The organism is Andreprevotia chitinilytica DSM 18519 (genome assembly GCF_000711875.1).
Classification (GTDB): domain Bacteria; phylum Pseudomonadota; class Gammaproteobacteria; order Burkholderiales; family Chitinibacteraceae; genus Andreprevotia; species Andreprevotia chitinilytica.
On record NZ_JONM01000005.1, the window covers coordinates 243476 to 268410 of the forward strand.

At 60.2% G+C, this 24935-nt stretch carries 25 protein-coding genes; 13 read left to right on the forward strand and 12 right to left on the reverse strand.

Annotated features, from left to right (window positions below; genetic code table 11):
- Window positions 1-55: 55 nt before the first annotated feature.
- From fliF to BR41_RS09100, 6 genes are read left to right on the forward strand one after another with little or no spacing between them, the layout of a single operon-like run.
- On the forward strand, window positions 56-1723 hold the full coding sequence (gene fliF, locus BR41_RS09075) for a flagellar basal-body MS-ring/collar protein FliF (RefSeq protein WP_051710552.1): 1668 nt from the start codon (window positions 56-58) through the stop codon (window positions 1721-1723).
- A gap of 9 nt (window positions 1724-1732) precedes the next feature.
- Window positions 1733-2740, forward strand: coding sequence for a flagellar motor switch protein FliG (fliG, locus tag BR41_RS09080; RefSeq protein WP_245615839.1), 1008 nt, complete (start codon window positions 1733-1735; stop codon window positions 2738-2740).
- A 3-nt stretch (window positions 2741-2743) separates the two neighbouring features.
- Window positions 2744-3550 (forward strand): flagellar assembly protein FliH, encoded by an 807-nt coding sequence (locus BR41_RS09085; RefSeq protein ID WP_084186950.1) that lies wholly within the window; start codon window positions 2744-2746, stop codon window positions 3548-3550.
- A complete protein-coding gene (fliI, locus tag BR41_RS09090) occupies window positions 3543-4940 on the forward strand; it encodes a flagellar protein export ATPase FliI (protein WP_035055614.1) in 1398 nt (465 codons plus the stop codon). Before BR41_RS09085 ends, fliI begins: the two co-directional genes overlap by 8 nt.
- Before the next feature lie 26 nt (window positions 4941-4966).
- The gene (gene fliJ / locus BR41_RS09095; RefSeq protein WP_035055477.1) at window positions 4967-5398 is read left to right on the forward strand and encodes a flagellar export protein FliJ; all 432 of its coding nucleotides are present in this window, start codon (window positions 4967-4969) and stop codon (window positions 5396-5398) included.
- Between the two features lie 26 nt (window positions 5399-5424).
- Entirely contained in the window at window positions 5425-5961 is a 537-nt protein-coding gene (locus tag BR41_RS09100; RefSeq protein WP_035055479.1) for a C40 family peptidase, read from the forward strand.
- Window positions 5962-6013: 52 nt separating this feature from the next.
- Here the strand turns inward: BR41_RS09100 and flgN are convergent, their stop codons facing one another.
- Both flgN and flgM read right to left on the reverse strand, forming a co-directional pair.
- A complete protein-coding gene (gene flgN, locus BR41_RS09105) occupies window positions 6014-6496 on the reverse strand; it encodes a flagellar export chaperone FlgN (protein WP_035055482.1) in 483 nt (160 codons plus the stop codon).
- A gap of 3 nt (window positions 6497-6499) precedes the next feature.
- Window positions 6500-6787, reverse strand: a complete 288-nt coding sequence (flgM, locus tag BR41_RS09110; protein ID WP_035055485.1) for a flagellar biosynthesis anti-sigma factor FlgM — start codon at window positions 6785-6787, stop codon at window positions 6500-6502.
- A 215-nt stretch (window positions 6788-7002) separates the two neighbouring features.
- Between flgM and fliW the strand changes: the two genes are divergently transcribed.
- The 3 genes from fliW (at window position 7003) to tilS (ending at window position 9827) form a co-directional block, all read left to right on the forward strand.
- The gene (gene fliW / locus BR41_RS09115; RefSeq protein ID WP_035055488.1) at window positions 7003-7419 is read left to right on the forward strand and encodes a flagellar assembly protein FliW; all 417 of its coding nucleotides are present in this window, start codon (window positions 7003-7005) and stop codon (window positions 7417-7419) included.
- 145 nt (window positions 7420-7564) lie between these two features.
- Window positions 7565-8533 (forward strand): acetyl-CoA carboxylase carboxyltransferase subunit alpha, encoded by a 969-nt coding sequence (locus BR41_RS09120; protein ID WP_035055503.1) that lies wholly within the window; start codon window positions 7565-7567, stop codon window positions 8531-8533.
- Window positions 8502-9827: a tRNA lysidine(34) synthetase TilS gene (tilS, locus tag BR41_RS09125; RefSeq protein ID WP_035055505.1), complete on the forward strand. Its 1326-nt coding sequence runs from the start codon at window positions 8502-8504 to the stop codon at window positions 9825-9827. The genes BR41_RS09120 and tilS overlap by 32 nt, the downstream gene beginning before the upstream one ends.
- Before the next feature lie 18 nt (window positions 9828-9845).
- Here the strand turns inward: tilS and BR41_RS09130 are convergent, their stop codons facing one another.
- On the reverse strand, window positions 9846-10841 hold the full coding sequence (locus BR41_RS09130; protein ID WP_035055506.1) for a serine/threonine protein kinase: 996 nt from the start codon (window positions 10839-10841) through the stop codon (window positions 9846-9848).
- Between the two features lie 256 nt (window positions 10842-11097).
- On the opposite strand from BR41_RS09130, the gene BR41_RS09135 reads away from it, so the two are divergent.
- Window positions 11098-12111: a Gfo/Idh/MocA family protein gene (locus BR41_RS09135; RefSeq protein ID WP_035055508.1), complete on the forward strand. Its 1014-nt coding sequence runs from the start codon at window positions 11098-11100 to the stop codon at window positions 12109-12111.
- 327 nt (window positions 12112-12438) lie between these two features.
- Here BR41_RS09135 and BR41_RS22835 read toward each other — a convergent pair whose 3' ends face one another.
- The 6 genes from BR41_RS22835 to BR41_RS09165 all read right to left on the reverse strand — a co-directional run bounded on the left by BR41_RS22835 (window position 12439) and on the right by BR41_RS09165 (window position 17870).
- The gene (locus BR41_RS22835) at window positions 12439-14052 is read right to left on the reverse strand and encodes a methyl-accepting chemotaxis protein (RefSeq protein ID WP_051710558.1); all 1614 of its coding nucleotides are present in this window, start codon (window positions 14050-14052) and stop codon (window positions 12439-12441) included.
- Window positions 14053-14321: 269 nt separating this feature from the next.
- A complete protein-coding gene (locus BR41_RS09145; protein ID WP_035055509.1) occupies window positions 14322-14933 on the reverse strand; it encodes a LysE/ArgO family amino acid transporter in 612 nt (203 codons plus the stop codon).
- 141 nt (window positions 14934-15074) lie between these two features.
- Window positions 15075-15755, reverse strand: a complete 681-nt coding sequence (locus BR41_RS09150; RefSeq protein WP_035055511.1) for a Fe2+-dependent dioxygenase — start codon at window positions 15753-15755, stop codon at window positions 15075-15077.
- Between the two features lie 184 nt (window positions 15756-15939).
- Complete coding sequence (locus BR41_RS09155) at window positions 15940-16377, reverse strand: DUF4399 domain-containing protein (RefSeq protein ID WP_035055513.1); 438 nt, start codon at window positions 16375-16377, stop codon at window positions 15940-15942.
- Between the two features lie 96 nt (window positions 16378-16473).
- Complete coding sequence (locus BR41_RS09160; RefSeq protein ID WP_035055515.1) at window positions 16474-17058, reverse strand: YdeI/OmpD-associated family protein; 585 nt, start codon at window positions 17056-17058, stop codon at window positions 16474-16476.
- A gap of 32 nt (window positions 17059-17090) precedes the next feature.
- Window positions 17091-17870: an RNA methyltransferase gene (locus tag BR41_RS09165; RefSeq protein WP_035055517.1), complete on the reverse strand. Its 780-nt coding sequence runs from the start codon at window positions 17868-17870 to the stop codon at window positions 17091-17093.
- Window positions 17871-18162: 292 nt separating this feature from the next.
- On the opposite strand from BR41_RS09165, the gene BR41_RS09170 reads away from it, so the two are divergent.
- A complete protein-coding gene (locus BR41_RS09170) occupies window positions 18163-18945 on the forward strand; it encodes an inositol monophosphatase family protein (RefSeq protein WP_035055519.1) in 783 nt (260 codons plus the stop codon).
- 304 nt (window positions 18946-19249) lie between these two features.
- Here the strand turns inward: BR41_RS09170 and BR41_RS09175 are convergent, their stop codons facing one another.
- The gene (locus tag BR41_RS09175; RefSeq protein WP_245615841.1) at window positions 19250-20389 is read right to left on the reverse strand and encodes an ABC transporter substrate-binding protein; all 1140 of its coding nucleotides are present in this window, start codon (window positions 20387-20389) and stop codon (window positions 19250-19252) included.
- Window positions 20390-20709: 320 nt separating this feature from the next.
- On the opposite strand from BR41_RS09175, the gene BR41_RS09180 reads away from it, so the two are divergent.
- Together BR41_RS09180 and BR41_RS09185 are read left to right on the forward strand one after the other, a co-directional pair.
- A complete protein-coding gene (locus BR41_RS09180) occupies window positions 20710-21375 on the forward strand; it encodes a response regulator (RefSeq protein WP_035055520.1) in 666 nt (221 codons plus the stop codon).
- Window positions 21372-22811 (forward strand): sensor histidine kinase, encoded by a 1440-nt coding sequence (locus BR41_RS09185; protein ID WP_051710560.1) that lies wholly within the window; start codon window positions 21372-21374, stop codon window positions 22809-22811. Before BR41_RS09180 ends, BR41_RS09185 begins: the two co-directional genes overlap by 4 nt.
- A 340-nt stretch (window positions 22812-23151) precedes the next feature.
- Here the strand turns inward: BR41_RS09185 and BR41_RS09190 are convergent, their stop codons facing one another.
- Together BR41_RS09190 and BR41_RS09195 are read right to left on the reverse strand one after the other, a co-directional pair.
- Complete coding sequence (locus BR41_RS09190) at window positions 23152-24039, reverse strand: ABC transporter permease (RefSeq protein ID WP_035055521.1); 888 nt, start codon at window positions 24037-24039, stop codon at window positions 23152-23154.
- A gap of 16 nt (window positions 24040-24055) precedes the next feature.
- Entirely contained in the window at window positions 24056-24877 is an 822-nt protein-coding gene (locus tag BR41_RS09195; RefSeq protein ID WP_084186959.1) for an ABC transporter ATP-binding protein, read from the reverse strand.
- Window positions 24878-24935: the final 58 nt, after the last annotated feature.

The window sequence follows — 24935 nt, forward strand, 5'->3', positions numbered from 1 at the left end:
AGAGGCGGGCGTAGCGGCTGACAGCAACCTGGTGACAGCTCGAGGAGTCGGCGCTATGCGCCAACGCTTCGACGCGCTCTCCAGTGCGAGAAGGCTCGTCATCATGATCGGGCTTGCGGCCATCGTCGCTGCGGCCATCGGCGCGTGGTTGTATTCCAAAGAACCAACCTACCGCATCCTTTACACCAATATCCCCGACAAAGACGGCGGCGCGATTGTTCAATCGCTGCAGCAGATGAACGTGCCGTACAAGCTTGATGCGGGCGGTACCATCTCGATTCCGGCCGACAAAATCTATGATGCACGCCTGAAACTGGCCGCCCAAGGGTTGCCGCGTGCCGGTAACGTTGGTTTCGAATTGCTCGACAACCAGAAGTTTGGCGTGTCGCAGTTTGCCGAGCAGGTCAATTATCAGCGCGCCGTCGAGGGTGAGCTGGCGCGCTCGATCGAAACGATCTCGGCTGTCGAAAAGGCGCGCGTGCATCTGGCGATGCCCAAGCAGACCGTCTTTCTGCGTGATCAGCAAAAGCCGACTGCATCGGTGGTGTTGACCCTGTTCCCCGGTCGTACGCTCGATGGCGGCCAAGTTGCTGGCATCATTCATCTGGTTGCCAGCAGCATTCCCGATTTGCCAGTCAAAAGCGTGACCGTGGTGGATCAGGACGGGAACCTGCTGTCGAAGATGCCAGGGCTTGATGGTAGCCGTGCCGATCTTGACCCGCGCCAGATGCTTTACGTGCAGCAACTGGAAAAGACCTTCAACGAGCGGATCGAAGCGATCCTTGTCCCGATTGTTGGCAAAGACAATGTCCGCGCGGAAGTGACTGCGCAGGTCGATTTTGCCGAAGTCGAGCAGACCAGCGAGACCTTCAAACCGAACAGCCCGCCGAACCAGTCAGCTATCCGCAGCCAGCAATCCTTGCAGCAAGACGGCAGCAACCGTGAGGAAAGCGCTGGCGGCGTACCGGGTGCGCTGTCGAATCAGCCACCGGGTGCTGCAACTGCACCGATTACCGCGCCAACGGCGTCTGCCGCGTCAGCTGTTACTGGTAGCTCCAGTAGCCGCAAGGAATCGACGACCAATTACGAAGTCGACAAGACGATCCAGCACGTCAAACAGCCGATCGGTACGGTCAAGCGGATTTCCGCTGCCGTGGTGTTGAATTTCAAACCAGGCAAAGACAAAGACGGCAAGTCGACCTATGTGCCGTTCAGCCCGCCGGAAATGGCGCAGATCAATAATCTGGTGCGCGAAGCGGTCGGCTTCAACAAGGATCGCGGTGATTCGGTCAATGTGGTCAACGCTGCGTTTGCCGACCAGACGCCACTTGAAGAAAAGCCGTTGCAGCAGAAGGCTGTCGACTACGTCCAGGCCAATTGGACCAACATCGTCAAGCTGGCGTTGATCGCGTTGGCGGTGATCTACCTGCTGTTCTTCGTCGTGCGGCCGTTGATGAGAGATATCGCCAAGGCGCGCGAAGAGCCGAAGCTGGTCGAACTCGACTTTGGCGACGGTACGCCTGAGAAAGAAGAAGAAGGCTCGATTGCCGCAGCGCTCAAGGCGGCGCAGGAACAAGAAGACTCCGCTCGCGCATCGGCCTTTGCCGACTTGCTGCAGCAGGCCAAGGAAATGGCCAAGAATGATCCACGCATGGTTGCGACCATCATGCGTGAATGGATGAGCCAGGGTGAGGAAAGCGGCAACCCGAACAAAGTGGCTTAGGAGAGATAAATGGCTGCAGCAATGAATGAAGAGGGCATACGCAAGTCTGCCATTCTGCTGATGTCCCTGGGCGAAGAAGCCGCCGTCGAAGTTTTCAAATACCTTGGCCCGAAAGAAGTCCAGAAACTGGGCTTTGAAATGGCCAGCATGAACAACGTCAAGCGCGAAGAAGTCGACACAGTGCTGGGCGATTTTCTGACCGCGACGCAAAACCGCGCCAATCTCGGTGCAGCCGACGAATACATTCGTTCCGTACTTACCAAGGCGCTTGGTTCCGACAAGGCGGCCAACCTGCTCGACCGTATCTTGCAGGGCAACGAGAACAATGGCATTGAGTCGTTGAAGTGGATGGATTCCGCCGCTGTGGCCGAACTCATCCGCAACGAGCACCCACAGATCATCGCCACCATCCTGGTGCATCTGGAACCTGATCAGTCGTCTGAAGTCATGGGCCATTTCGTCGAGCGCTTGCGCAACGACGTGGTATTGCGGATCGCCACGCTGGAAGGCGTGCAGCCGACGGCGCTCAGAGAGCTGAACGACGTACTGACCCAACTGTTGTCAGGCTCGGATCGCGTCAAGAAGAGCGCGATCGGTGGTGTGCAGATGGCGGCCGATATCCTCAATTTTATGGGTGGTGTAGTCGAAGCCTCGGCCATTGCCAACGTGCGCGAATACGATCCGGAATTGGCGCAGAAGATTCAGGACAAGATGTTCACCTTCGACAACATCCTGGATATCGACGACCGCGGCATTCAACTACTCCTGCGCGAAATCCAGTCCGACTCCCTGGTGGTTGCACTCAAGGGCACAAGCCAGTCGCTACGCGACAAAATATTCAAGAACATGTCGCAGCGCGCCGCTGAAATGCTCAAGGACGATCTCGAGGCCAAGGGGCCGGTCAAGTTGTCCGAGGTCGAGTCCGAACAGAAGGAAATCCTCAAGATTGTCCGTCGTCTTGCCGACGAAGGGCAGATCGTGCTCAGCGGCAAGGGTGACGAAGGTTTGGTTGAGTAAAGCATGGCCAATTCTCCTCGCCGTGTGATTCCACGCGAACAACTGACCGCGTGGGAGCGCTGGGAACTTGGGTCGATCCATGATGATCAGCAACCCGCTCCCAAAGCTGAAGTGCTGCCGGAGCCGGTCGAGCCGGCTGTCATCGAGCCCGAACCGATTCCGGAGCCGGCGCCCATGCCGGAGCCCGCTGAAACAATCGAAGAAGTCCCGGTGGAGTCCGTGCCGCTGCCCACCGCTGAAGAGCTGGAGGCGATTCGCCTGCAGGCGCACAGCGAAGGTTTTGAAGCCGGGCTGGAGCAGGGACGGCTCGCAGCGGAGCCTGAGGTGGCCAAGCTGGCTGACGTGCTGCATGGCCTTGAGCAGCTGAGCGAAGAAACGGCGGCAGGGCTGGCCGAGTCGGTGCTCGATCTGGCCTTGGTGCTGGCACGGCAACTGGTTCGCACGCATATCAGTGCAGACCGCGCCAGCATCTTGCCGGTCATTCGCGAAGCACTGGCAGGCTTGCCCACGGCCACCGCGCCTTCCCGCTTGTATTTGAGCCCGGACGATTTGCCTGCGATCCGCAATTTGCTTGGCGCTGAGTTGACGCCGGATATCTGGCAGTTCTTGCCGGACCCGCAACTGGGCGCTGGTGAGTGCAGAATCGAAACCCCCGCTTCCAAACTTGATTTGCCGCTTGCGGCCCGTTGGTCAACCCAATTGCGTGTACTTGGGCGGGCGCGTCGGCCGGAGCTCGGCTGGGATGCCTTACCGCAAGACGATGTAGACGTTGCCGCATCCGCTGGCGGCGACGATGAGCTCGATGAATAAGCTGCTGGCGCATTCGCAGCAATATCTGGCGGACTGCGCGGATGCTGTTACTCATGTTCGTCCGTGGCTGCCGCGAGGTCGGCTAATGCGGGTTTCCGGCCTCGTTCTCGAAGCCGTTGGGCTCAAACTGCCGATTGGCGCTTCGTGTGACGTGATGACACCGGGCGGACATCCGGTCGAGGCGGTCGTTGTGGGGTTTCAGGAGGAACGACTGTTTTTGATGCCGATTGCCGAAGTCTATGGTGTCGAGCCTGGGGCTGCGGTCATTCCGCATGAAGACATCGCCGCCTGGACGCCGACCTACGGCCAGGAGCGGGCCGAACAACGGCGCCTGGAGGACCACGGGCGACAAGTGCCGGTTGGCTGGGGCCTGCTTGGCCGCATTCTCGATGGGCTTGGCCGTCCTCTGGATGGCAAAGGGCGCGTTGATAACGACAGCTACATGCCGCTATTCGCCAGACCGTACAACCCGATGGATCGTGAGCCCGTTCGCCACGTGATGGATGTTGGCGTGCGCGCAATCAACGCCATGTTGACGGTCGGTCGCGGACAGCGGCTCGGCCTGTTTGCCGGTTCAGGCGTCGGTAAATCCGTGCTGCTGGGCATGATGGCGCGCTATACGACGGCAGACGTCGTTGTGGTCGGCCTGATTGGCGAGCGGGGTCGCGAGGTGAAGGATTTCATCGAGACCATTCTGGGTGAAGAAGGCTTGGCGCGCTCCGTGGTGGTTGCTGCGCCGGCGGATACACCAGCGTTGCTGCGACTTTACGGTGCGGCCTACGCGACCAGCGTCGCCGAATATTTCCGCAATCAGGGCAAGCACGTGCTGTTGATCATGGATTCGCTGACGCGTTACGCGATGGCGCAGCGCGAGATTGCGCTCGCGGTCGGCGAGCCACCGGCGACCAAGGGTTACCCGCCATCGGTGTTCGCTCGTATGCCGCAATTGGTGGAGCGTGCCGGCAACGCCCGCGAGGGCGGCGGCTCGATCACGGCGTTCTATACCGTGCTCTCCGAAGGGGATGACCAGCAAGATCCGATTGCCGACAGCGCGCGCGCCATTCTTGATGGCCACTTTGTCTTGAGCCGGCAATTGGCCGAGGCGGGGCATTATCCGGCGATCGATATCGAGGCTTCGATTTCCCGCGTCATGCACGACATCATCAGCCCGGATGATTACGATCTGACGCGTCGCTTCAAGTACCTGTGGTCGCGTTATCAGCGCAGCCGGGATCTGATCAATGTCGGCGCTTATGTGCCGGGATCAGACCCGATGCTAGATGAAGCCATCCGTCGCTTCCCGGTGCTCGAACGGTTCTTGCAGCAGGCGATCAACGAACGGGAATCTTACGACGGCGCTAGAATGAAACTGGCCGAGTTGTTCGCGTAATCGTGTTTGCTTAGGGAGATGTTTCCGTGGCTGAGTTTCGCTTTGCCCTGCTGCTCGATCTGGCGCGTGACGATCGCGAAGAAGCGGCGCGCCGGATGCAGGCCGCGCAAGCGTCCTGGCGTACTGCCGCCGCCAAGCTGGACCAAGTGAACGCGTATCGCCAGGAGTATCGCGGCCGGCTGGCCCAAAGTGGGCAGGGCGGGGTGACGGTGACGCAATGGCGGGACTTCCAGCTATTTCTGGCCAAGCTCGATCAGGCTGCAGATGCACAGGCCAAGGAAGTCACACGGTTGCAAGGGGAATATGAGCGAATGAAACTCGCCTGGAATGAGTGCGAAAAGAAGGTCAAGGCGTTTGAGGCGCTCGAAACCCGGCACCGGGCCGGTGAGCAGCTTAAGGAGCTCAGACGCGAGCAGGCCTTGCTGGATGAATTCAATGCCCGCAGGCGGCAAGGATGAGGGCGGGTCTTGCCGGTGCCGTCTGCATGGACGCGCAGGTTTCCCTGATCAAAAAAGCCGCATTGCTATTGCCGCTGGCATTGTTGGTTGCATGCGGTACGCCGCCACCAAAGAAGACCACAACAGCAACGCCGCCGACGCTGCCCAACCGTTCGGTTGGAGGGCTTCAAGTCGATGGCCGGGATAGGCAAGAGGTCGTGCTGTACGCACTGGGCTTGCTGGATGTCGGCTATCAGTTTGGCGGCAACAATCCAGATGCAGGGCTGGATTGCAGCGGCTTGGTCCGTTTCGTTTACAAAGGTGCGTTAGGAATGGATTTGCCGCATAACGCGGCAGAGATGGCCAAGTTGGCACGGCCGGTGGATCAAGAGGGTTTGCAGGCGGGCGATCTGGTGTTTTTCAACACATCGGGCAAGCCCTACTCGCATGTCGGCATCTATCTGGGTGACAGCAAGTTCATCCATGCACCATCAAGCAAAGGCAAAGTGCGGGTGGAGTCGATTGCGCTGCCGTACTTTGCCAAGCGGTATCAGGGTGGGGCGACGCTGTTTGCGGCCAATTAAGCAAGGCCAGAACAGTTTTATTGGCCTTGCTGAATTCCTGCGCTGAGTTGGTTTAGACCTTGTCCCGGCTGAGTCGGCCGCCGCTGCCGCTATTGAGCTGACCGCGTGGCGAGTAGGACAGCGCATCGCCACGTGAGCTGGCGAGCTGGCTGATGAACTGGTCGAGCAACTGCCGGCGAGTGTCGATCAGCAGCCCGTTGTTGCGGTTGTACAACTCGGCTTTGCGAGCGATCTCGCGCAAGTCTTGCCAGGCTTCCAATGCAGCGGGGGCTTGATCGGTCAGCCATTGCGCCACATCGGCATCTTCCGGCATCCCGGCCTGATTGAATTGCTGACGCAACTGCGCGCCAGCTTGTTCTGCGGCGACCGCTGCCAGTTGCTTGCGGCTGCTCAGTTCGGCGAGGAAATCGATTTTGTTGTGGGTCAGCAACTCTTGTTCTTGCAGCAGCAGCTGCAGCAAGCCGTCGAGCGCGTTGCGTGCAGCATCGACAAAGATAAGCAGTGTTTCGGCAGTAGACGGGGAGGTGAGGCTCACAGCTTATTTACCGAGGAGTTCCTTGACGCTGTCGATCAGGCGATCGGCAATCGCATCAGTGCGAACAGTGAAACGGCCATCGGCAATGGCCTGACGCAAGGCTTGTACGCGCTGGGTATCAAAGACCTGGCCGTTGCCGGCATCGGACTGGCTTAACTGGGCTGCTGCCGGGTTGATGGACACGCTGTCATCCACCGTCGCGGCGTCATCTGATTTGGCTGTGCTGACGGCGCGACTCCCACTCCGACCGAGCGGCTGGGGGAGGGATTTACCCGCTTGTTCGATTTTCATGGCTGGATTCCTGTCGTCCCGCTGCCCATCCAGAAGATGGAAAACTTGTTTCTATTATGCCTGTTATCGACAGACCACGCGAAACCTTTAGCGAATCAGCGATTTAAGTGACTGGGGAGTGTAAATTCCGCTGCCTTGGATTGGGGCGCGGAAAATCATCCGGTATGCTGATACGACAATTCTATAATTTCATCGCATTTCATCAGGAGACTCCGATGCTAGTCGTGCACACCCGTTTTGGTGATATCGAAATCGATCCGGAAACGATCCTGACCTTCCCCAAAGGTCTGCTCGGCTTTGAGTCGCTGACGCGCTACAAGCTGCTGCACGAAGACAAGCCTGATCCGACGGTGTTCTGGCTGCAATCGCTCGACGATGCGGATGTTTCATTCAATGTAGTGCAGGCAAATTCGCTCGGTATCGAGTATCAGATCGAACTGAGCGATGAAGAAACCGCGCTTATCGATCTGGAGAGCCCGGATGACGCCGTTTTGCTGCTTACGCTGGCGCGGCAGGATGACTCGCAAAAACCGCTCGCAGCCAATACTTTCGCCCCTCTGGTCTTGAGTACGAAAAGCCGGAAAGGCTTGCAGAAAGCCGGTTTGCGCGCTGATATCGTCTTTCGTAATTGAATTCGACCCAAGGGCCAGCGCCCTCGACGACATGGCCCGGTTGCCTTTGGCGGGCTGCGCGCATGCTGTATGATTGCGCGACTTTCGGCGCCCCGCAGCGCATACCGGTATTGCGCCAGTGTTCTGGCGAGGAGCATATCGTTTCATGAAGACCACATTCCTCGATTTCGAGCAGCCCATCGCCGAACTCGAAAACAAGATTGAAGAACTGCGCTTTGTGCAGGATGACTCCGCCGTCGATATTTCGGTGGAAATCGGCCATCTGGAAAAGAAAAGCCAGGAGCTGACCAAGGCCATCTACGCCAAGCTCACGCCAACGCAGATTTCCCAAGTGGCGCGCCATCCGCAGCGCCCGCAAACACTGGACTACATCAACGCGCTCTTCACCGATTTCGAAGAGTTGCATGGCGACCGCTCTTACGCCGATGACCCGGCGATTGTCGGCGGTCTGGCTCGCTTCAACGGTCAAAGCGTGATGGTGATCGGCCACCAGAAAGGGCGTGATACCAAGGATCGCCAATACCGCAATTTCGGTATGCCGCGGCCCGAGGGCTATCGCAAGGCCCTGCGACTGATGAAGCTGGCCGAAAAATTCGGCCTGCCGTTGTTTACCTTTGTCGACACGATGGGCGCCTACCCTGGCGTGGGCGCTGAAGAGCGTGGCCAGTCGGAAGCCATCGGCCGCAACCTGTTTGAAATGACCAAGTTGCGCGTGCCGATCATCACCACCGTCATCGGTGAGGGTGGCTCTGGCGGCGCGCTGGCCATTGCTGTGGGTGATCTGGTGCAAATGCTGCAGTACGCTACGTATTCGGTCATTTCGCCGGAAGGGTGCGCTTCCATCTTGTGGAAGACGGCCGAAAAGGCACCGGAAGCAGCCGAAGCGCTCGGCATCACCTCTACCCGCCTGAAGACGCTGGGCCTGATTGACAAGGTCGTCAACGAACCAGTCGGCGGTGCGCACCGTAACCACGTGCAGATGATGACGTCGATGAAGAAAGCCTTGGCCGATGCGCTCAAGGGCCTGCAGGAAAAGTCGGTCGACGAACTGTTGGAAACCCGTTACGAGCGCCTTTTGGGCTATGGCAAGTTCAAGGAAGTCGCAATCCACTGATGTACTCTCGCTGGCGGTCGAGGCTTGCCTTGATCGCCATCTTTCCGCCTCCCGCCAACGTCTCTGCATTGGCTACTCGGGCGGACTCGATTCCACCGTTTTATTGCATTTGGCCGCAGGCCTGCGCGACCGGCGCGGCTTTGTGCTGTCTGCCGTTCACGTTCACCACGGGCTGTCAGCGAATGCCGATGCCTGGGCGGCGGCGTGCCAGACTTTTGCCGCGGCGCTGAACGTACCGTTACGCGTCGAACGCGTCTCGGTCGGATCGCGTCGCGAACTCGGTCTGGAAGCCGCAGCGCGTGAAGCGCGTTACAGCGCTTTTTCTGCCGCCGAAGCGGACTTCATCCTGCTGGCGCATCACCAGCGCGACCAAGCGGAAACCGTGCTGTTCAATGCGCTGCGTGGCAGCGGGATTGCTGGCCTTGCTGGCATGCCCGCCGTGCGTGATCTGGGAGCGATGACCTTGCTACGCCCCTTGCTCCCGTTCCCCCGCGAAGCGTTGGAAGCCTATGCCCAAGCACATGCGCTGACGTGGTGCGAGGATGAAAGCAACGCAGACAGCACCTTCCGCCGCAATTTCCTGCGCAATCGCGCTTTGCCATTGCTGCGCGAAATCTTCCCCTCTGCCGAGACCGCCTTGGTTCGCGTTGGCCGCCATGCCGAGGAAGCAGACAGCCTGCTTGGCGAATTGGCGCGTGAAGATCTCGCTAGCTGCGTGATCGATGGCGCTTTCGATCTGACGCTCACTGGCCGCTTGAGCCTGCTGCGGCAACGCAATGCGCTACGCGTGTGGCTGAAAGACGGCGGCATCGTCCTGGACTCACGCGCTTTCGACGAATGGTTCGCCCAACTGGATGCGCCAGAAGATGCGCAACCCGTGTTGGTCTGGCGCGAACGAGCGATACGCCGCTACCGCAACCGGTTCTATCTGACGCCAGCCAAGTTACTTGCTGGAGCACCAACTCGTCTCGATGGCCGGCAAGAAGGCGCTGTCGCCGGTTGGCAAGGCTCGCTGGCGTGGCAGCGCGCAGCGATCGGTATCGACGAGAAATGGTTTGCTCACCAGCTCGAACTGCGCCCGCGCAGCGGCGGCGAAAAGCTGCATTTGCATCAGGGTGGGCCGGGCAAGCAGCTGAAATCGCTCTATCAGGAATATGCGGTGGCACCGTGGCTGCGCGATGCCATGCCGCTGCTGTATATCGACGACCGCTTGGCAGCCGTGCCCGGCATTGGCGTTGATGCCAAGTTCGCGGCGGAAAACGGTTGGCAGCCGGTGTGGCAATTACCAACCTGATCCAGCATCCCGCGACGGTCAGAAGTTGCCGAAATTGCCACTCCACAGCGGCGGTTCCGCCATGCGGGTGATCTGGTCGCTGAGCATGGCGATCTGCTCCTGCCAGTAATGCGGCGTGCCAAACCACGGAAAAGCGGCAGGGAAGGCCGGGTCATCCCAACGGCGGGCCAGCCAGGCGCTGTAGTGGATCAGCCGTAGCGTGCGCAGCGCCTCGATCAGATGCAGCTCGCGAGTATCGAACTCCATGAAACACTCATAGCCAGCCAACACGTCGGTCAGCTTGCGGCGCATCTCGTCGCGGTCGCCGCCGAGCAGCATCCACAAATCCTGAATCGCCGGGCCGGTGCAGCAGTCGTCCAGATCGACGAAGTGCGGGCCGGCATCGGTCCACAGCACGTTGCCCGGATGGCAGTCGCCATGCAGGCGGATGTTGCTGACCTTGCCTGCGCGCTCGAATGCCGCCCGCACCCCATCCAGCACCGCATTGACTGCGGCGGTGTAGTTGGCGATCAGTTCTTGCGGGATGAAGTTGTTCGCCAGCAGGAAATCACGCGGCGCTTCGCCCCAGGTGGCGATGTCCAGCGTGAGCCGATGCTGGAATGGTTTGGCCGCGCCGAGTGCATGAATCCGCCCGATGAAGCGGCCGAGCCATTCCAGCGTGGCCGGGTCATCCAGCTCCGGCGCTCGCCCGCCATGCCGCTCAAATAGGGCAAAGCGGTAGTCGGCGTGTTCCAGTAGCGTATTGCCATTAATCGAGAGCGGCGCGACGACCGGAATTTCGGCGGCCGCCAGCTCGTGGGCGAAGGCGTGTTCTTCTTCGATGGCGGCGGTGGTCCAGCGGCCAGGGCGATAGAACTTGGCGATCAGCGCCGGGCCGTCTTCTTGCCCGACCTGATAAACGCGGTTTTCAAAGCTGTTGAGTGCCAGCAGGCGGCCATCGCAACGATGACCGGTGGCATCGACTGCATCCATGATGCAGTCGGGTGTAAGTTGGGCGTACGGAGCAGGAGTCATGGACGGATTGTACTCGCGCCCTACATTGCGCAAGCAGCTATCCCGCGTGGTCACATCGGTGAAATATGCAGGATGGATGCTCCATAGTTCTCCCCAGGCAACGGGGATTGGGCTGGTAGCAAGTTGTGGACAACTCAGCTAAGTGCCTGAGGCGACAGGGGTGAAGTTAGGCCGGTCAGTTTTTGGGCAGCGCAGTTGCCGAGCTGTGCCTATGCTTACGGGTTAATAAACAGCAATAGAAGCAAGAGGATTCGCCATGTCGAACCAGCCCGATACGCAGCAGCACCCGATCAAGCTCGGCCTGATCGGGACCGGTGTCGCCGCGCGCGAGTTGCACTGGCCTGCATTGCAACGCGCGCACGATGCAGTCGAATTGGTGGCGGTCTGTAACCGCAGTGCAGAAAAAGCGCAGGCCTTCGCTGAAATGGCGGGCGGCGTGGCCTGGTACACCGATTGGGACGCGTTCCTTGCGCATCCAGGGCTGGAAGCAGTGGATATCGTGTTGCCAGTCACCGAGAACGTCCGCGCTACGCAGGCTGCGCTGATGGCCGGTAAACATGTGCTGGTCGAGAAACCGCTCGCCGCCACACCAGAAGAGGCACGCTGGATGCTGGCATTGGCCGGCAAGCATCCGGGGCAGGTCACCATGGTGGCGGAAAACCTGCGTTACAGCGCCGCCATGCTGCATATCAAGGCTTGGCTGGCTTCCGGGGCTGCGGGCAGGACTTACGCGCTGCATTGGCGTCTGGCGGCGCATATGCAGCCGGATAACCGCTTCATTGCCAGCGGCTGGCGCACCAACGATGCGTTTCCGGGTGGCCTGCTGCTCGATGCCGGTGTGCATTACACCGCCGCCGCGCAAATGCTGTTGGGCGATATCACCAGCGCCCGCATCCTGCCTAGCCAGAGCACCAATCACCTTGGGCGTTGGGATGGCGCGAGCTTGCAGTTCGACACCGCCTCGGGCGCACACGGCACCATGAATCTGTACTTTGCTGCAGCCGGGCTGACTGATTTCAAGCTGGAGGTGCTGGCCGAGTACGGCACCGCGACCTTCGATGGCCGGCATGTGGTGTTATATGGCGCTGATGGTAGCCGGATCGAAGCGGATTTCGCCGACGACGATTTTGGCTATGCGGCCGAGCTGCGTGATTTCGCAGCGGCGATCCGCACCGGCCGCCCGGTTGCCAGCACGGTAGAGCAGGCTTGGCACGATATGCAGGTGTGGTCCGCCACCCTGGCGCGGCCGGGAGAAGTGATCCACTTCTGAATTGCCCCCAGCCTATGGGGAGGGAAGTGCGGACAAGCTGTGGACAGCACCCTTAAGTGCTTGAGTTGGTAGGCCTTTAATGGGCTGACTATATTTTGTGCGATGCGGGTTTTAGTGGGATTCAGCCCTGCTGAAATACCGTTTTTCCCCCGTTTTCGCAGAGTTGTCCCCAGCCGGCAGTTCAATTCAGCCCCGTTGGTGGGTTTTCCCCAGCGAGTGGGGAGGGCAGTGCGGACAACTTGTGGATAGGGGCCCTAAATGGTTGAACGGGCAGGCTTTTAAAGGCCTGCCCGTTTTTTGTGCAGTGGGATTGATCCAGTGGGCGAATCACAGCCGGTAGCGGGCAACCTCGCGCTGCATCTCGGCCGCCAGCTGGTCGAGTTGTCCGGCCGAGCCGGCAGTGCGCTGCGCGGCGGCGCTGCTTTCCTCGCTCATCTGCGCGATGCGTTCCACCAGATGCGCGATATTCGTGCTGGCAGCACTTTGCTCGCGGATTGCACCACTGATGTCGCCCACGCGCTCGACGACCTCGTTCGATCCCTCGCGGATCGTGCTGATCGCCTCGCCGGCCTGGCGGGCTTGCTGCACGCCGTCTTCCACCTGTTCAACCACTTGTTCCATGCCGCTGACCGCGCGGGTGGCGCTGTCCTGAATGCTGACGATGGTGGTGGCGATCTCCCGGGTGGAGGAGGTGGTGCGTTCAGCCAGCTTGCGTACTTCATCGGCCACCACGGCGAAGCCTCGGCCGAGCTCGCCGGCCCGGGCGGCTTCGATGGCGGCGTTCAAGGCCAGCAGATTGGTCTGATCGGCAATGTCCTTGATGGTGTTGACCACGGCGCTGATATTGGCGCTCTGTTCGCGCAGCACGTCGATCTGGCTGGCAGCATCGCGCACCGTGCTGGCAATGCCATCGATGCGGGTTACGGTGGCGTCGATCACGTCCGCACCGGCACGGGCTTGCTGGCCGGATTGGCGAGCCAGCTCGTCAGCTTCGCCCGTGCGGTCGGCGATGTGGTTGATGCTGACGGTCACTTCTTCCACCGTCGCTGCCATGCTGCTGGAGGCTTCGCTGGTATGGCCGGCATTCTTGGACATCTCGTTGGCGGAGCGGCTCATCTCATTCGCAGCTTGTGACACATTGCCGATGCGGCTGGAGATTTCCTTCAGGCTACCCTGCATGCGCTCCAGCAGCCGGTTGAAGGCAGCGACGGTTTCGCCGATTTCGTCGCGGCTCGTTACCGGCACGCGTTGGGTGAAGTCGAGGCTCGTTTCGATCTGGCTGACGGTGCGTTGCAGCGCCTTCAGCGGCGAGCGAATCGAGCGCAACAGCACCAGTCCAAAGCCGATCAGCGCCACTAGCGCGACCAACGTCGCTGAAATCAGCACGATTTTGCCGCTGCGTTGGCCTTGGTGGACTTCGGCCACCTGCTTGTGCGCACCTTCGATGTTGTAGTCGGTGAGCTTCTGCAGCACCGCTTCTGCTGCGACGGCGGCATCACGGCCCTTGCTGGTCATCAACATTTGCGCGGTGGCAATGTCCCCGTCCTTGGATGCCTTGCGCAGCTGATCATAGATCTGGCTGAACTCGGTGATGCGCGCCTTGAAGTCGCCGAAGTTCTTGCGGTCGGTCTCCTCGGCAATCGTGCTCTCATAGGCTTTCATGGCGGCGGTGAGCGCTTTGCGCTGCTCATCGATGGTGCTGCCGAGCTTGTCCTTGTCGAGCGGGTTTTGCTCGGCCACATACTGGTTGGTGAGGATCTGCTCGACCTTGTAGGCGTTGTTGATCTGGTAGACCCGCACCAGTCCGTCGACCGCAACATCGGACATGAAATCCACGCTGGCGGACGTGCTATTGAATTTGACGAGCGCCGTTCCGCCGACGAGCACCAGCGCTGCGACCGCCAGAGCAATCAACGCGCCGAGTTTCTGACCGATGTTCATTCCATGACCTCTGCATACCTTGAATTGGCCGACCGGACATCCGGTGTTATGCCTTTGTCGTTGCATCGTAGGCAGGGTGCGGAGCTGCGCCAATAAGGGGTTTAACGGGGTGGGTTTGCCCCGGTTTGGTGCGTTGTGGCTCGTTTGGTGTTTGAAGCGTCGCTAGAAAAACCCAGCGTAGCGGTGCTGGCAAGGCGTGCGAAGCGTAGACAGTACTTCATGTACGGCAAGCGAGCACAACGCCGCCAGCAGGGTTTTGCTAGTGACGCTCAGCAGAAGGTTTTGATCAACGTCCACGCAATGCCAAACATCATGACCGCGATCAGCAGGTCGAGGATGCGCCACGCCGCTGGCTTCTTGAACAGCGGGGTGAGCTGGCTGGCGCCAAATGCGAGCGAGAAGAACCAGATGAAGGAGAAGCCGACCGCGCCGGCCAGGAAGATCGGCCGATCCGCCACCGGTTGCTGCGCGCCGATGCCGCCGACCAGCACGATGGTATCGAGCAGCGCATGCGGGTTCAGGACTGAAAACCCGAGCGCGGCGATTACCACGGCTTTCGGATTGGCGAGGCCTTGATTGGCGTCGGGCGATAGCGTGCCCGGATGCACGGCTTTTTTCAGCGCCATGGCGCCGTACCAGGTGACGAAGATCGCGCCGCCAATCGCCATCCAGTGTTGCAGGCCGGGCGCGGCGGCAAGCAGCTCGCCCATGCCGGCCACGCCGGCGCTCATCAAGACCAGATCGCACAATGAGCAGACAAGCGCGGTCAGAAACATGTAGCGACGGGCGATACCTTGCCGGAGTACGAAGGCGTTTTGCGCGCCGACGGCCATGATCAGGCTGGCGGTGAGCGCCATGCCATTGAGAAAAGAAGCGAACATGCGGAGGACTGGTTTGCGGAAAAGCGATCAAGGCTAAGTGGCGTTGCCATACCTTGCAAGCGGGGGCATCCCGCATCCAGACTGCTCACACCTCACACCTCACACCTCACACCTCACACCTCACACCTCACACCTCACACCTCACACCTCAGCCCAGAGCCGCAGCAGGTTGTGATAGTGGCTGGTGAGCGCCACGACCTCGTCACAATCGCCGGTCTTGCGCTTCAGTTTCTGGATCGTCGTATCCAGATTGAACAACATGGTGCGCTGCCAGTCGTCGCGAACCATGCTTTGCACCCAAAAGAACGATGCCACCCGTACGCCACGGGTGATCGGCTCGACCCGGTGCAGGCTGGTGGAAGGGTAGAGGATCAAGTCGCCAGCCGGCAGCTTGGCCGAATGGGTGCCGTAGAGGTCATCCACTGACAGCTCACCGCCGTCGTAGTCATCGGGATCACTCAGGAACAGGGTGCACGACAGATCAGTGCGAAGGTGCTCCCCGTGGCGATTGCCTTTGCGGATGGCGTTATCGACGTGGTTGCCGAAGGTTTCACCTTCGCCATACCGGTTGAACAGGGGGGGGACGATCTTGTGTGGTAGCGCCGCCGAGATGAACAGCGGCGCTTGCGCCAGCGCGGTTTCGATGGTGTGCCCAAGCTGCCGGGCAAGCGGCGATCCCTCCGCCAGTTGATGATTGTTTTTAACGCGGGCGGATTGGTAACCGGCGGTGACTTTGCCATCGACCCAAGTGGCTTGATCCAGCAACCGGCAGAATTCGGTGACCTGTTCGCGGGTCAGCACGGCGGGAATATGCAGCATCATGGAGTTGGTCCTTGATCATGCCGCTGAGAAGGGGCTGCTTGGTCTTTATAGCTGGAGGGGCGAATTTGCTCGCGATGGCGCAGGATTCCAACCGCCCAAAAAAAGCGCCGTTCTCCTGAGGGGGGGATGGCGCTTGGTTTGAACGTGAATGACCGGTGTGGGCAGATGCCCATGTCCAGATTGATTACTTGACGGTCACCGTGATTTTCTCCGAGATCACCGGCGGATCGTGCGGCAGGTGAAATTTGTCGCCGATCAACAGCTGCAAGGTGTGTTTGCCGGGCGGCAAGGTGAGCTCGGTTTCAGTCTGGCCTTGGCCAAAGTGGCGGATATGTTCCGTCATCGGCAGCGGCTGATTCATCGCCGGCAACTCAGCCAGATCGATCAACAGGTGGTGATGGCCGGTGGTCGGGTTATCCACGCCCACTGGCGCGACCCCCATGCCTTTGAGGCCGAATCTGACGGTGAAGGTCTTATCCACCACCGCGCCATCGGCCGGGGTGATGAAATAGGCCTTTGCACCGGTCGGTGCCTTGGTGCGTGGCAAGTCGTCCGCTACTGCGCAGGTGATTGCGCCGATCAGCAGCGCGGCCAGCCCGAGGCGGGGCAAGGTGATATTCATGGGGGCTCCATTCGCGTGTGTGGGATACACGAAGACTAGCCCCCGACCGGCAAGTTCGCGTCCATTATCGGGAGGCCGGGACAGCGCGAGCATGCGTTACGGATACAGCTTTTCGTGCTTCTCCAGCATCTGAACGAACTGCTGAATTTTCCTGGCGCGGGTCTCGGCTTTCTTGACGGTCTGAATCCGAAACAGCATCGCGAAGCGATTCTGGCGATCCAGCGTGGCGAAAAACGCCTTGGCCGTGGCGTTGGCATCCAATGCCTGCTGGAAGTCATCCGGCACGGTTGATTGACTGGCCGATGCATAGGCCGCCTGCCAGCGGCCATCGCTTTGCGCACGTTCGATTTCCCGCTGCCCGGCTGGCATCATCCGGCCGCTTTCGATCAATGCCAGCGCTTTATCCCGGTTGATTTGCGACCAGATACTTTTTGCGGAGCGTGGCGTGAATTTCTGCAGCCAGTAATGCGCGTTGTCCGGCTTCTTCTGGCCGTCGATCCAGCCGTAACACAGGGCGACTTCAATTGCTTCAGCATACGAAACCGATGCTTGGTCAGCGCCTTTCTTGGCCAGCCTCAGCCATAGGCCCGTCGAGGTTGCATGGTTCTCTGCCAGCCATGTTTGCCAAGCGTCCTGATGCTCGAATTGCAGGATCGGCTGCTCGTTCAAGGTATTGCCCATGATTCGTGCTCCCTTTGCCTGCACTCGTACGATCACGCGTCTGTTTTACCGGGTGGTAACGGCTTGCGCTCGAACTCCACCGCCGCCCGGCAAATACCGCGCAGGATGTCGACTTCCTCTTGTTCCAGATGGGTGCGCAAAAACAGCCGGCGCAGGCGCGGCATCAGGCGCTTGGGGGCGTGCGGGCGCAAAAAGCCGATGGTGATCAGCGTTTCTTCCAGATGCTTGAAGAACAGCTCGATGTATTCGTGGCTGGCGTAGTGGCGCTTTTCTTCGAGGTAACTCACGTCGTCCAGCAGCGTGGCGCGTAGCTCATAGGTGAGCACTTGCACGGCTTGCGAGAGGTTGAGGCTGGAGTAATCCGGATTGGTGGGGATGGTCACCATGCGGTTGCACTGGCGCACTTCATCCATGGTGAGGCCGCTCATTTCTGTGCCGAAGACGAGGGCGATTTCGGTGCCGCTTTGTGCTTCGGCGATCAGCTCGGGCACCAGCTTGCGCGGGGTTTGCAGCGGCAGGGTCAGCTCGCGGCGGCGGGCGGTCATGGCGACCTGGATCGATGTGCCTTCCAGCGCTTTTTCGATGGAATCGACCACGATGGCGTTATCGAGCACGTCGTCCGCGCTGCTGGCGAGCGAGGTGGCGACCTCTGACGGGAATTCCTTCGGATTGACCAGATACAGCCGGGTCAGCCCCATGTTCTTCATGGCCCGCGCGGTCGAGCCGATATTGCCGGGGTGGCTGGTGTGGGAGAGCACGACGCGGATATTGGCGAGGCAATCGGTGGGGGACGGGGCAGGGCTGGACGACATGGCAGGGGGGATCAGCGCGGAGAGGATAAGCGCGGCATTTTACGCGGCTTCGAGGTTTGCCGTGCCGAAATGGGGTCGCTGGGGGCTGGCCGGTGGCATGACGTTGCTGCCAAGTGCTGCGTTGCAAGGTAGAATCGCGGAAATTTTGTTTTGAATCCGATCTTTAAAAGCTGTTTGGGCCGTACCCGAACACGACACTGCCGCATCTGATGTAGTTTGCCGATTTAGCCATTCCTGATCAGGAGTGGGGCGGTTTCGTCGTTTTCAGCTTTGCCATAACAAGGAAATCGCCATGCATCCGATGCTCAACACGGCCGTCCGCGCCGCCCGCCGTGCCGCCTCCGTCATTCAACGCGCTTCGAACAATCTCGACGTCATCACGACCGAGAAGAAAGGCCACAACGATTTCGTCTCCGAAGTCGACCGCGCCGCGGAGCAGGCGATCATCGAAACGATTCTTGAGGCGTATCCAAACCACGCGATCCACGCTGAAGAATCCGGCAATCAAGGCAATTCCGAATTCACCTGGATCATCGACCCGCTCGATGGCACCACCAACTTCCTGCATGGCTTCCCGCAATACGCGGTATCGATTGCGCTCGAACACAAGGGCGTGATTACCCAAGCCGTCGTCTACGACCCGAACCGCAATGACCTCTTCACCGCCACGCGCGGCGTTGGCGCCTTCCTGAATGACCGCCGCATTCGTGTTTCCAAGGCACGTGAGTTGTCCGAAGCGCTGGTCGGCACCGGTTTTCCGTACACCAATTTCAAGAACCTCGATGTGTACCTGAACATCTTCCGCGACATGGCCCAAAAAGCCGCCGGCGTGCGCCGCCCTGGTGCCGCTGCGCTGGATCTGGCCTACGTGGCTTGCGGCCGCTTCGATGGCTTCTTTGAGTTCGATCTCAAACTGGTTGATATCGCGGCCGGCACGCTGCTGGTGCAAGAGGCCGGTGGCCTCGTCACCGATCTGAACGGCGAAGAGAAATTCCTCGAATCCGGCGACGTGCTGTGCGGTACGCCGCGTGTGTTTGGGCAGATGCTGCAAGTGATTCGCCAGCACATGAAGTGAGGTAGTAGAAGTGAGGGGATAGGTGTGAGGCGTGAGGTGAACGACCTTGGCCTCGAGCGCCGATCTCTGCAATGAAAAAACGGGACGATTTTATCGTCCCGTTTTTTCTTCAAAACCATTGTAGGAGCGAGCTTGCTCGCGATGACGACGGTGAATGATGCGATGCAATCGCGAGCAAGCTCGCTCCTACAACATGCGTCGGTCACATAATCTGCACGCCTCACGCCTCACGCCTCACGCCTCACGCCTCACGCCTCACGCCTCACGCCTCACGCCTCACGCCTCACGCCTCACGCCTCACGCCTCAAGGCTTCTTCACCGCCTGCTGCCACGTCTTCATGAATTCCATCCGCTTGGCCTGATCCAGATAAACCAGCAAGCCGATGCCGACCTGCACTGGCTTCAGGCTCGCGCCCAGTTGTCGGGTTAGCCCGGCAGCGGAGTTATCGCCGCCAACGTCACTGCGTAGCGCGAACAAGTCCGCCTGATTGGCCAGCACGGTCTGGCCGCGCTTGGAGAGGATGTAGTCGAGCCACAGTCTGGCCGCGTTCGGGTTCCTGGCGTTCTTGGTGATCAGCATCAGCCGGCTGAGCACTTGGGTGTAGTCACGCGGATACACATAGCCGATCGATGGGTCTTTCCTGGCGCGGGCGTGGGCGTAGGAGCCGATCATGTTGTAGCCGATCAGGCTATCGCCCGACGAGATGCGCTCCAGCATCGTGCCGCTGGACGATTGCAGCTTCACGTTGGCTGCGCCCATGGCGCGCACCAGATCCCAGATGGTATTGCCGCCGATGTGGAAATCCTGCGTCAGATAATTGAAGCCCACGCCGGATTTTTCGATGTCGTAGGTGGTGACCTTGCCGGCGAATTTCTTCGGGTTGCCCTTCAACAGCTTGATCAGTTCGGCGCGGGTTTGTGGTACTTCGCTGGCGGCGATCTGGTGCTTGTTGTAGACGATGGCCAAGGGCTCGAAGGTGGTGCCGTAGGCGCTGTTCTGGTAGTGCGCCCAGCTGGGCAGGTTGGGGATTTCCGGCGATGCATAAGCGGCGGCATAGCCATCGTTGACGAGCTTCACCTGCAAGTCCATCGCCGAGCTCCACAACACGTCGGCGCTGGGCGTGCCGGCGGCATTTTCGCTGACGAAACGGTTGTAGAGGATGGCGCTGTCCAGATCGCTGTATTCGACTTTCACGCCGGGATACAGCGCTTCGAAGTCATTGATCAGGGGGTGGACCGCGGCGGTGTGGGTGACGGAGTAGACAATGACTTTGCCCTCTTTTTTTGCCGCGCTGATGATGTCCGGATAGTCGCTTGGATAACCAGCCGGCAAGGGTGCGGAGATCGCGAAAGTAGTGATGACACAGGAAAAGCCGGCCAGTAGCTGCTGAGCAAAACGTATCCACTTGCCGTGCATCAACCTGCGGTTCATCTCACGTTGCATATCGGGCTCCTGCCAGATCGGATTGCCGGCATCGTGATGTCATCCTAGCTGCTTTGGCTTTCAATTCACTTTCCAGCTCGAAGTTGGTGCGAGCAGTGTGCGTGATTGCGCCAGGCTGGCGCACTGCGGGGTATTGCTGATGGCAGGGATTGTCTGCGCCACAGATACTCCAATCGCATATCGCAAGGTGCAATGGCCGGTTTCGCACCCCTTATACTGACTGGGTATTTTTCGAGAATCCCATCGCGCCTGTGGCCTTGCCGACCGGTGCGATACCAGCCGGCCCACCGCTTGGCTGCCCTACACGTGATGACCGCCGCATGCGCATTCTCCTCGTCGAAGATAACGTTCCGCTCGCTGAGTCGCTCAGCCAGGCCTTGACCCAGGCGGGTTTCAGCGTCGATTGCATGCATAACGGCGAGGCGGCCGATCAGGTGCTGCGCACAGAGGATTACGCCCTGGTGATCCTCGATCTGGCGCTGCCCAAGCTCGATGGCTGGGGCGTGCTGCAGCGGCTGCGTCAGCGTCGTAATCCGCTACCGGTGCTGATCCTGACTGCGCATGGCTCGGTCGAGGAGCGGGTGAAGGGTCTCAATATGGGCGCGGACGACTACCTCGCCAAACCCTGTGATCTGAACGAGCTGGAAGCACGAGCGCGTGCACTGATCCGGCGCAGCCACGGTCACGATAGCCCGGTGATCCGCTTCGGGCCGCTCGAATACGACAGCGTCAGCCGTGCCTTCACACTCGATCAAAACCTGCTCAATCTCACCCCGCGCGAGCATGCGGTGCTGGAAGTGCTGCTGCTGCGCGGCGGCAAGGCGGTGAGCAAGGATGCGTTGTCGGAAAAAATCTTCGGTTTCGATGATTCAAGCAGCCCGGACGCGATTGAAATCTACGTCCATCGTCTGCGCAAGAAGCTGGAAGGCAGCCGCATCGCCATCGTCACCCTGCGCGGCTTGGGTTATCTGCTGGAAGAAAAATGACGGCCGAACCCACCAAAGGTCGTGCCGCCGCTCGCCAGCGCAGCTTGCGGCTGAGTTTGTCCATCTGGCTGCTGGTGCCGCTGCTGGTGCTGCTGGCGCTCGATGCCTGGCTCACCTACCAGCGCGCGCTGCATGCCGCCAATGTCGCGTTCGACCGCACCTTGTTCACCTCGGCCAAATCCATCGCCGAAGGGGTGCAACTGCGCAATGGTCAGATTCAGGTCGATATCCCGTATCTGGCACTGGAAATCTTTGAAGCCAACAGCCAGGGCCGGGTGTTCTATCGCGTGGCCGAGGACGGCGGCAAGCTGCTGACCGGCTACGCCAACCTGCCGCAGCCCAAGCACCCGGAACGTGTGGTCAGTTACCAGCCGGTGTATTACGACGCGCAATACCAAGGCGACACCTTGCGCTTGATCGCCATGCGCCTGTCGGTGCGCGACGTGGCGACCGCGCAGACGCGGCAGGTCTGGGTGCAGGTGGCCGAAACCCCGGAGCTACGCCGCGAGCTGGCACGCGAGATCCTGATTGGGGCGTTGCTGCAAGAAGGGCTGCTGATCTTGCTGGCCTTCGTCATCGTCATGCTGGCCATCAGCCGCGGCTTGCGGCCGTTGCGCAAACTATCCGAGCGCGTGTCGGCCCGGGATGAAGATGACCTGTCGCCGCTCGATGAGAGCGAGCTGCGCGCCGAACTCAAACCGCTGGTCGAAGCGCTTAACCAATACGTGGCACGCATTGAGCGCATGCTCACCGCTCGCCGCCGCTTCTTTGCCGATGCGGCCCACCAGCTGAAAACGCCGCTGGCCGTCATGCAGGCACAGGCGGAACTGGCTTTGCGTGAAGACGCCAGCCCGGCCGTACAGGGTCAGCTGCGTGGCTTGCTCAATACAGTGAAGCAGGCTTCGCACGGGGTAAAGCAACTGCTGTCACTGTCCCGCTTGGAGCCGGACAGCGGCTCCGTGGTGGTGCTGCAACCAATTGAATTGGCGACCGTGGCGCGTGATGTGGCGCTGGAATGGGCACCAGTGGCGCGGCGCAAGGGCGTCGATCTTGGTTTCGAGCAGCAGGCTACGCCGATGGTGGAAGGTAAGACGGAGTTGCTGCAGGAGTTGATCGGCAATCTGGTCGATAACGCCATTCGCTACGCCGGCTACGGCAAGCAAATCACCGTGCGGGTAGAGCAGGACGGCGATACGCCCATGCTCAAAGTCATCGACAACGGCCCCGGCATCCCGCCCGATGAGCATGACCGGGTTTTCCTGCGCTTCTACCGGATTCCCGGCATGCAGGTGGAAGGCAGCGGACTCGGGCTAGCCATCGTGCGCGAGATCGCCCGCCAGCATGGCGCGAATCTGCGACTGGCCGATACACCGGGCGGGGGATTGACGGTGGAGTTGCGGTTTACGGGGCAGGTTGCGAACGGGGTCGGGGTATAGCCTGGACGGTTTTGCCGGCCGGGGCCATTTGTGCTGCCATCTGACCCAATCCGACAAAACCAGCAGTGATTCTTGTAGGAGCGAGCTTGCTCGCGATTGCTCCGATGGATGAACCATTGTCATTGCGAGCAAACTCGCGCCTACAAAATCTCTGCCGGTAGCCTGGACACCGCAGATGGCCCGGGGGCTGACTGGACAATATACGATGCCGGTTGAACGCAACGGCCCCCGGCCGGCAAAGCCGTCCGGGCTACGACGATATGCCAAAAAAATCAGACGCAAAAAAAGGTGGTCATCAGACCACCTTTTTTCTTGGGCAACGGTTTGAATCAACGCCGCATCAATTGTCCTGTAACGGCGCCGGACGCCATTTGGCGAGGCGATGTTCCAGCAGCGTCATCAGGTATTCGGCCAACAGTGCCACCACCATGATGATGACGATGGCGGCGTACATGCCGGCGGCGTCAAACGAGCCGCGCGCCACGTTGATCAGCAGGCCGATGCCGTAGCGGGAGCCGACGAACTCGCCGACGATCGCGCCGATGATGGCGAAGCCGAAGCTCACATGCAGCGAGGCGAAGATCCAGCTCATGGCCGACGGCACGATGACCGAGCGGGTGATCTGCCACTTGGATGCGCCCAGGATCTGCGCATTGGCAATCAACGCACGATCCGCTTCACGCACGCCCTGGAAGGCGTTGGAGAACACCACGAAGAACACCATCACGAAGGAGAGGGCGACCTTCGATGCCAGGCCCAGGCCGAACAGCATGATGAAGATCGGCGCCAGCACCACGCGCGGCACCGAGTTGATCACCTTGATGTAGACCGAGAACACATCGGACGCCATCTTGTTGCGGCCCAGTGCTACGCCGACGAGGACGCCGGTTATGGAGCCGACGAAGAAACCGATCAACGATTCTTCCATGGTCACCCACAGGTGATACCAGAGCGAAACGCCGTCGGTGCCCTGGGTGCCCCATTCATACAAGCGCTTCATGATGGTGGACGGGCTGGCGAAGAAGAACTCGTCGATCCACTTCGCGCGCGAGGCGATTTCCCAGCCGCCCAGAAACACCACCAGGATCAGCAAGCGCCAGAACATCACCATGTTCTTGCGTTTGCGCGCCGCCTTGGCGGCAGCGGCTTCGATCTCGGCATCGGAGGTGCCGGCCCGGAATGCCGGGGCGGCGGTTTGCGTTGCGGTATTGGTTACGGTAGCAGTCATCATGTCTTCCTTGCGCCTATGCGGCCACTTCGGTACGGGCCGCGCCGGCCATTACTTCTTCCCGCAGGTCGTTCCAGATCGTGTGCGAGATATCGACGAACCGCTGGTCAAAGCGGATTTCGGATGCGACGCGTGGGCGGGGGATATCGATTTCGTAGACGGACTTCACGGTCGCCGGGCCTGCTGTCAGCACATAGACCCGGTCAGCCAGCGCAATCGCTTCTTCCAGATCGTGGGTGACGAACAGCACCGACGCCTTGGCTTCTGACCACAGCTTCAGCAGCTCATCGTGCATCAGCACGCGGGTTTGCACGTCCAGTGCGGAGAACGGCTCATCCATCAGCAACACTTGCGGCTCGTTGATGAAGGTTTGCGCCAGCGCCACGCGCTTGCGCATGCCGCCGGAGAGCTGATGCGGAAACTTCGATTCATGCCCGGTCAGATTGACCCGCGCCAGCCACTCCCGCGCCCGCTCATAGGCTTCGGCCTTGGGCTTGCCGCGAAACAGCGGGCCGGCCACCACGTTGTCGATCACGCTGCGCCACGGGAAGAGGGCATCGGTCTGAAAGGCAAAACCGATGCGGGGGTCGATGCCGTTGATGGGCTGGCCGAACAGGCGCACTTCACCGCTGGAGGGCTTGGCCAGGCCAGTGACGAGGTTCAGCGTGGTGGACTTGCCGCAACCGGTCGGACCGACGATGGCGACGAATTCGCCGCGGCCGATGGTCATGTTGAAGTTGCGGATCGCAGTCATTGATTTGCCATCCGGCGTAACGAAACGCCGGCTGACGTTGATCATTTCGACGGCCGGTGTCATCGGGTCGTGTGGAGCAGACATGATTTTCATCTCTCTCGTCCTGCGCCGAACGGACGGGCGCCGGAACGTACTTGATTGG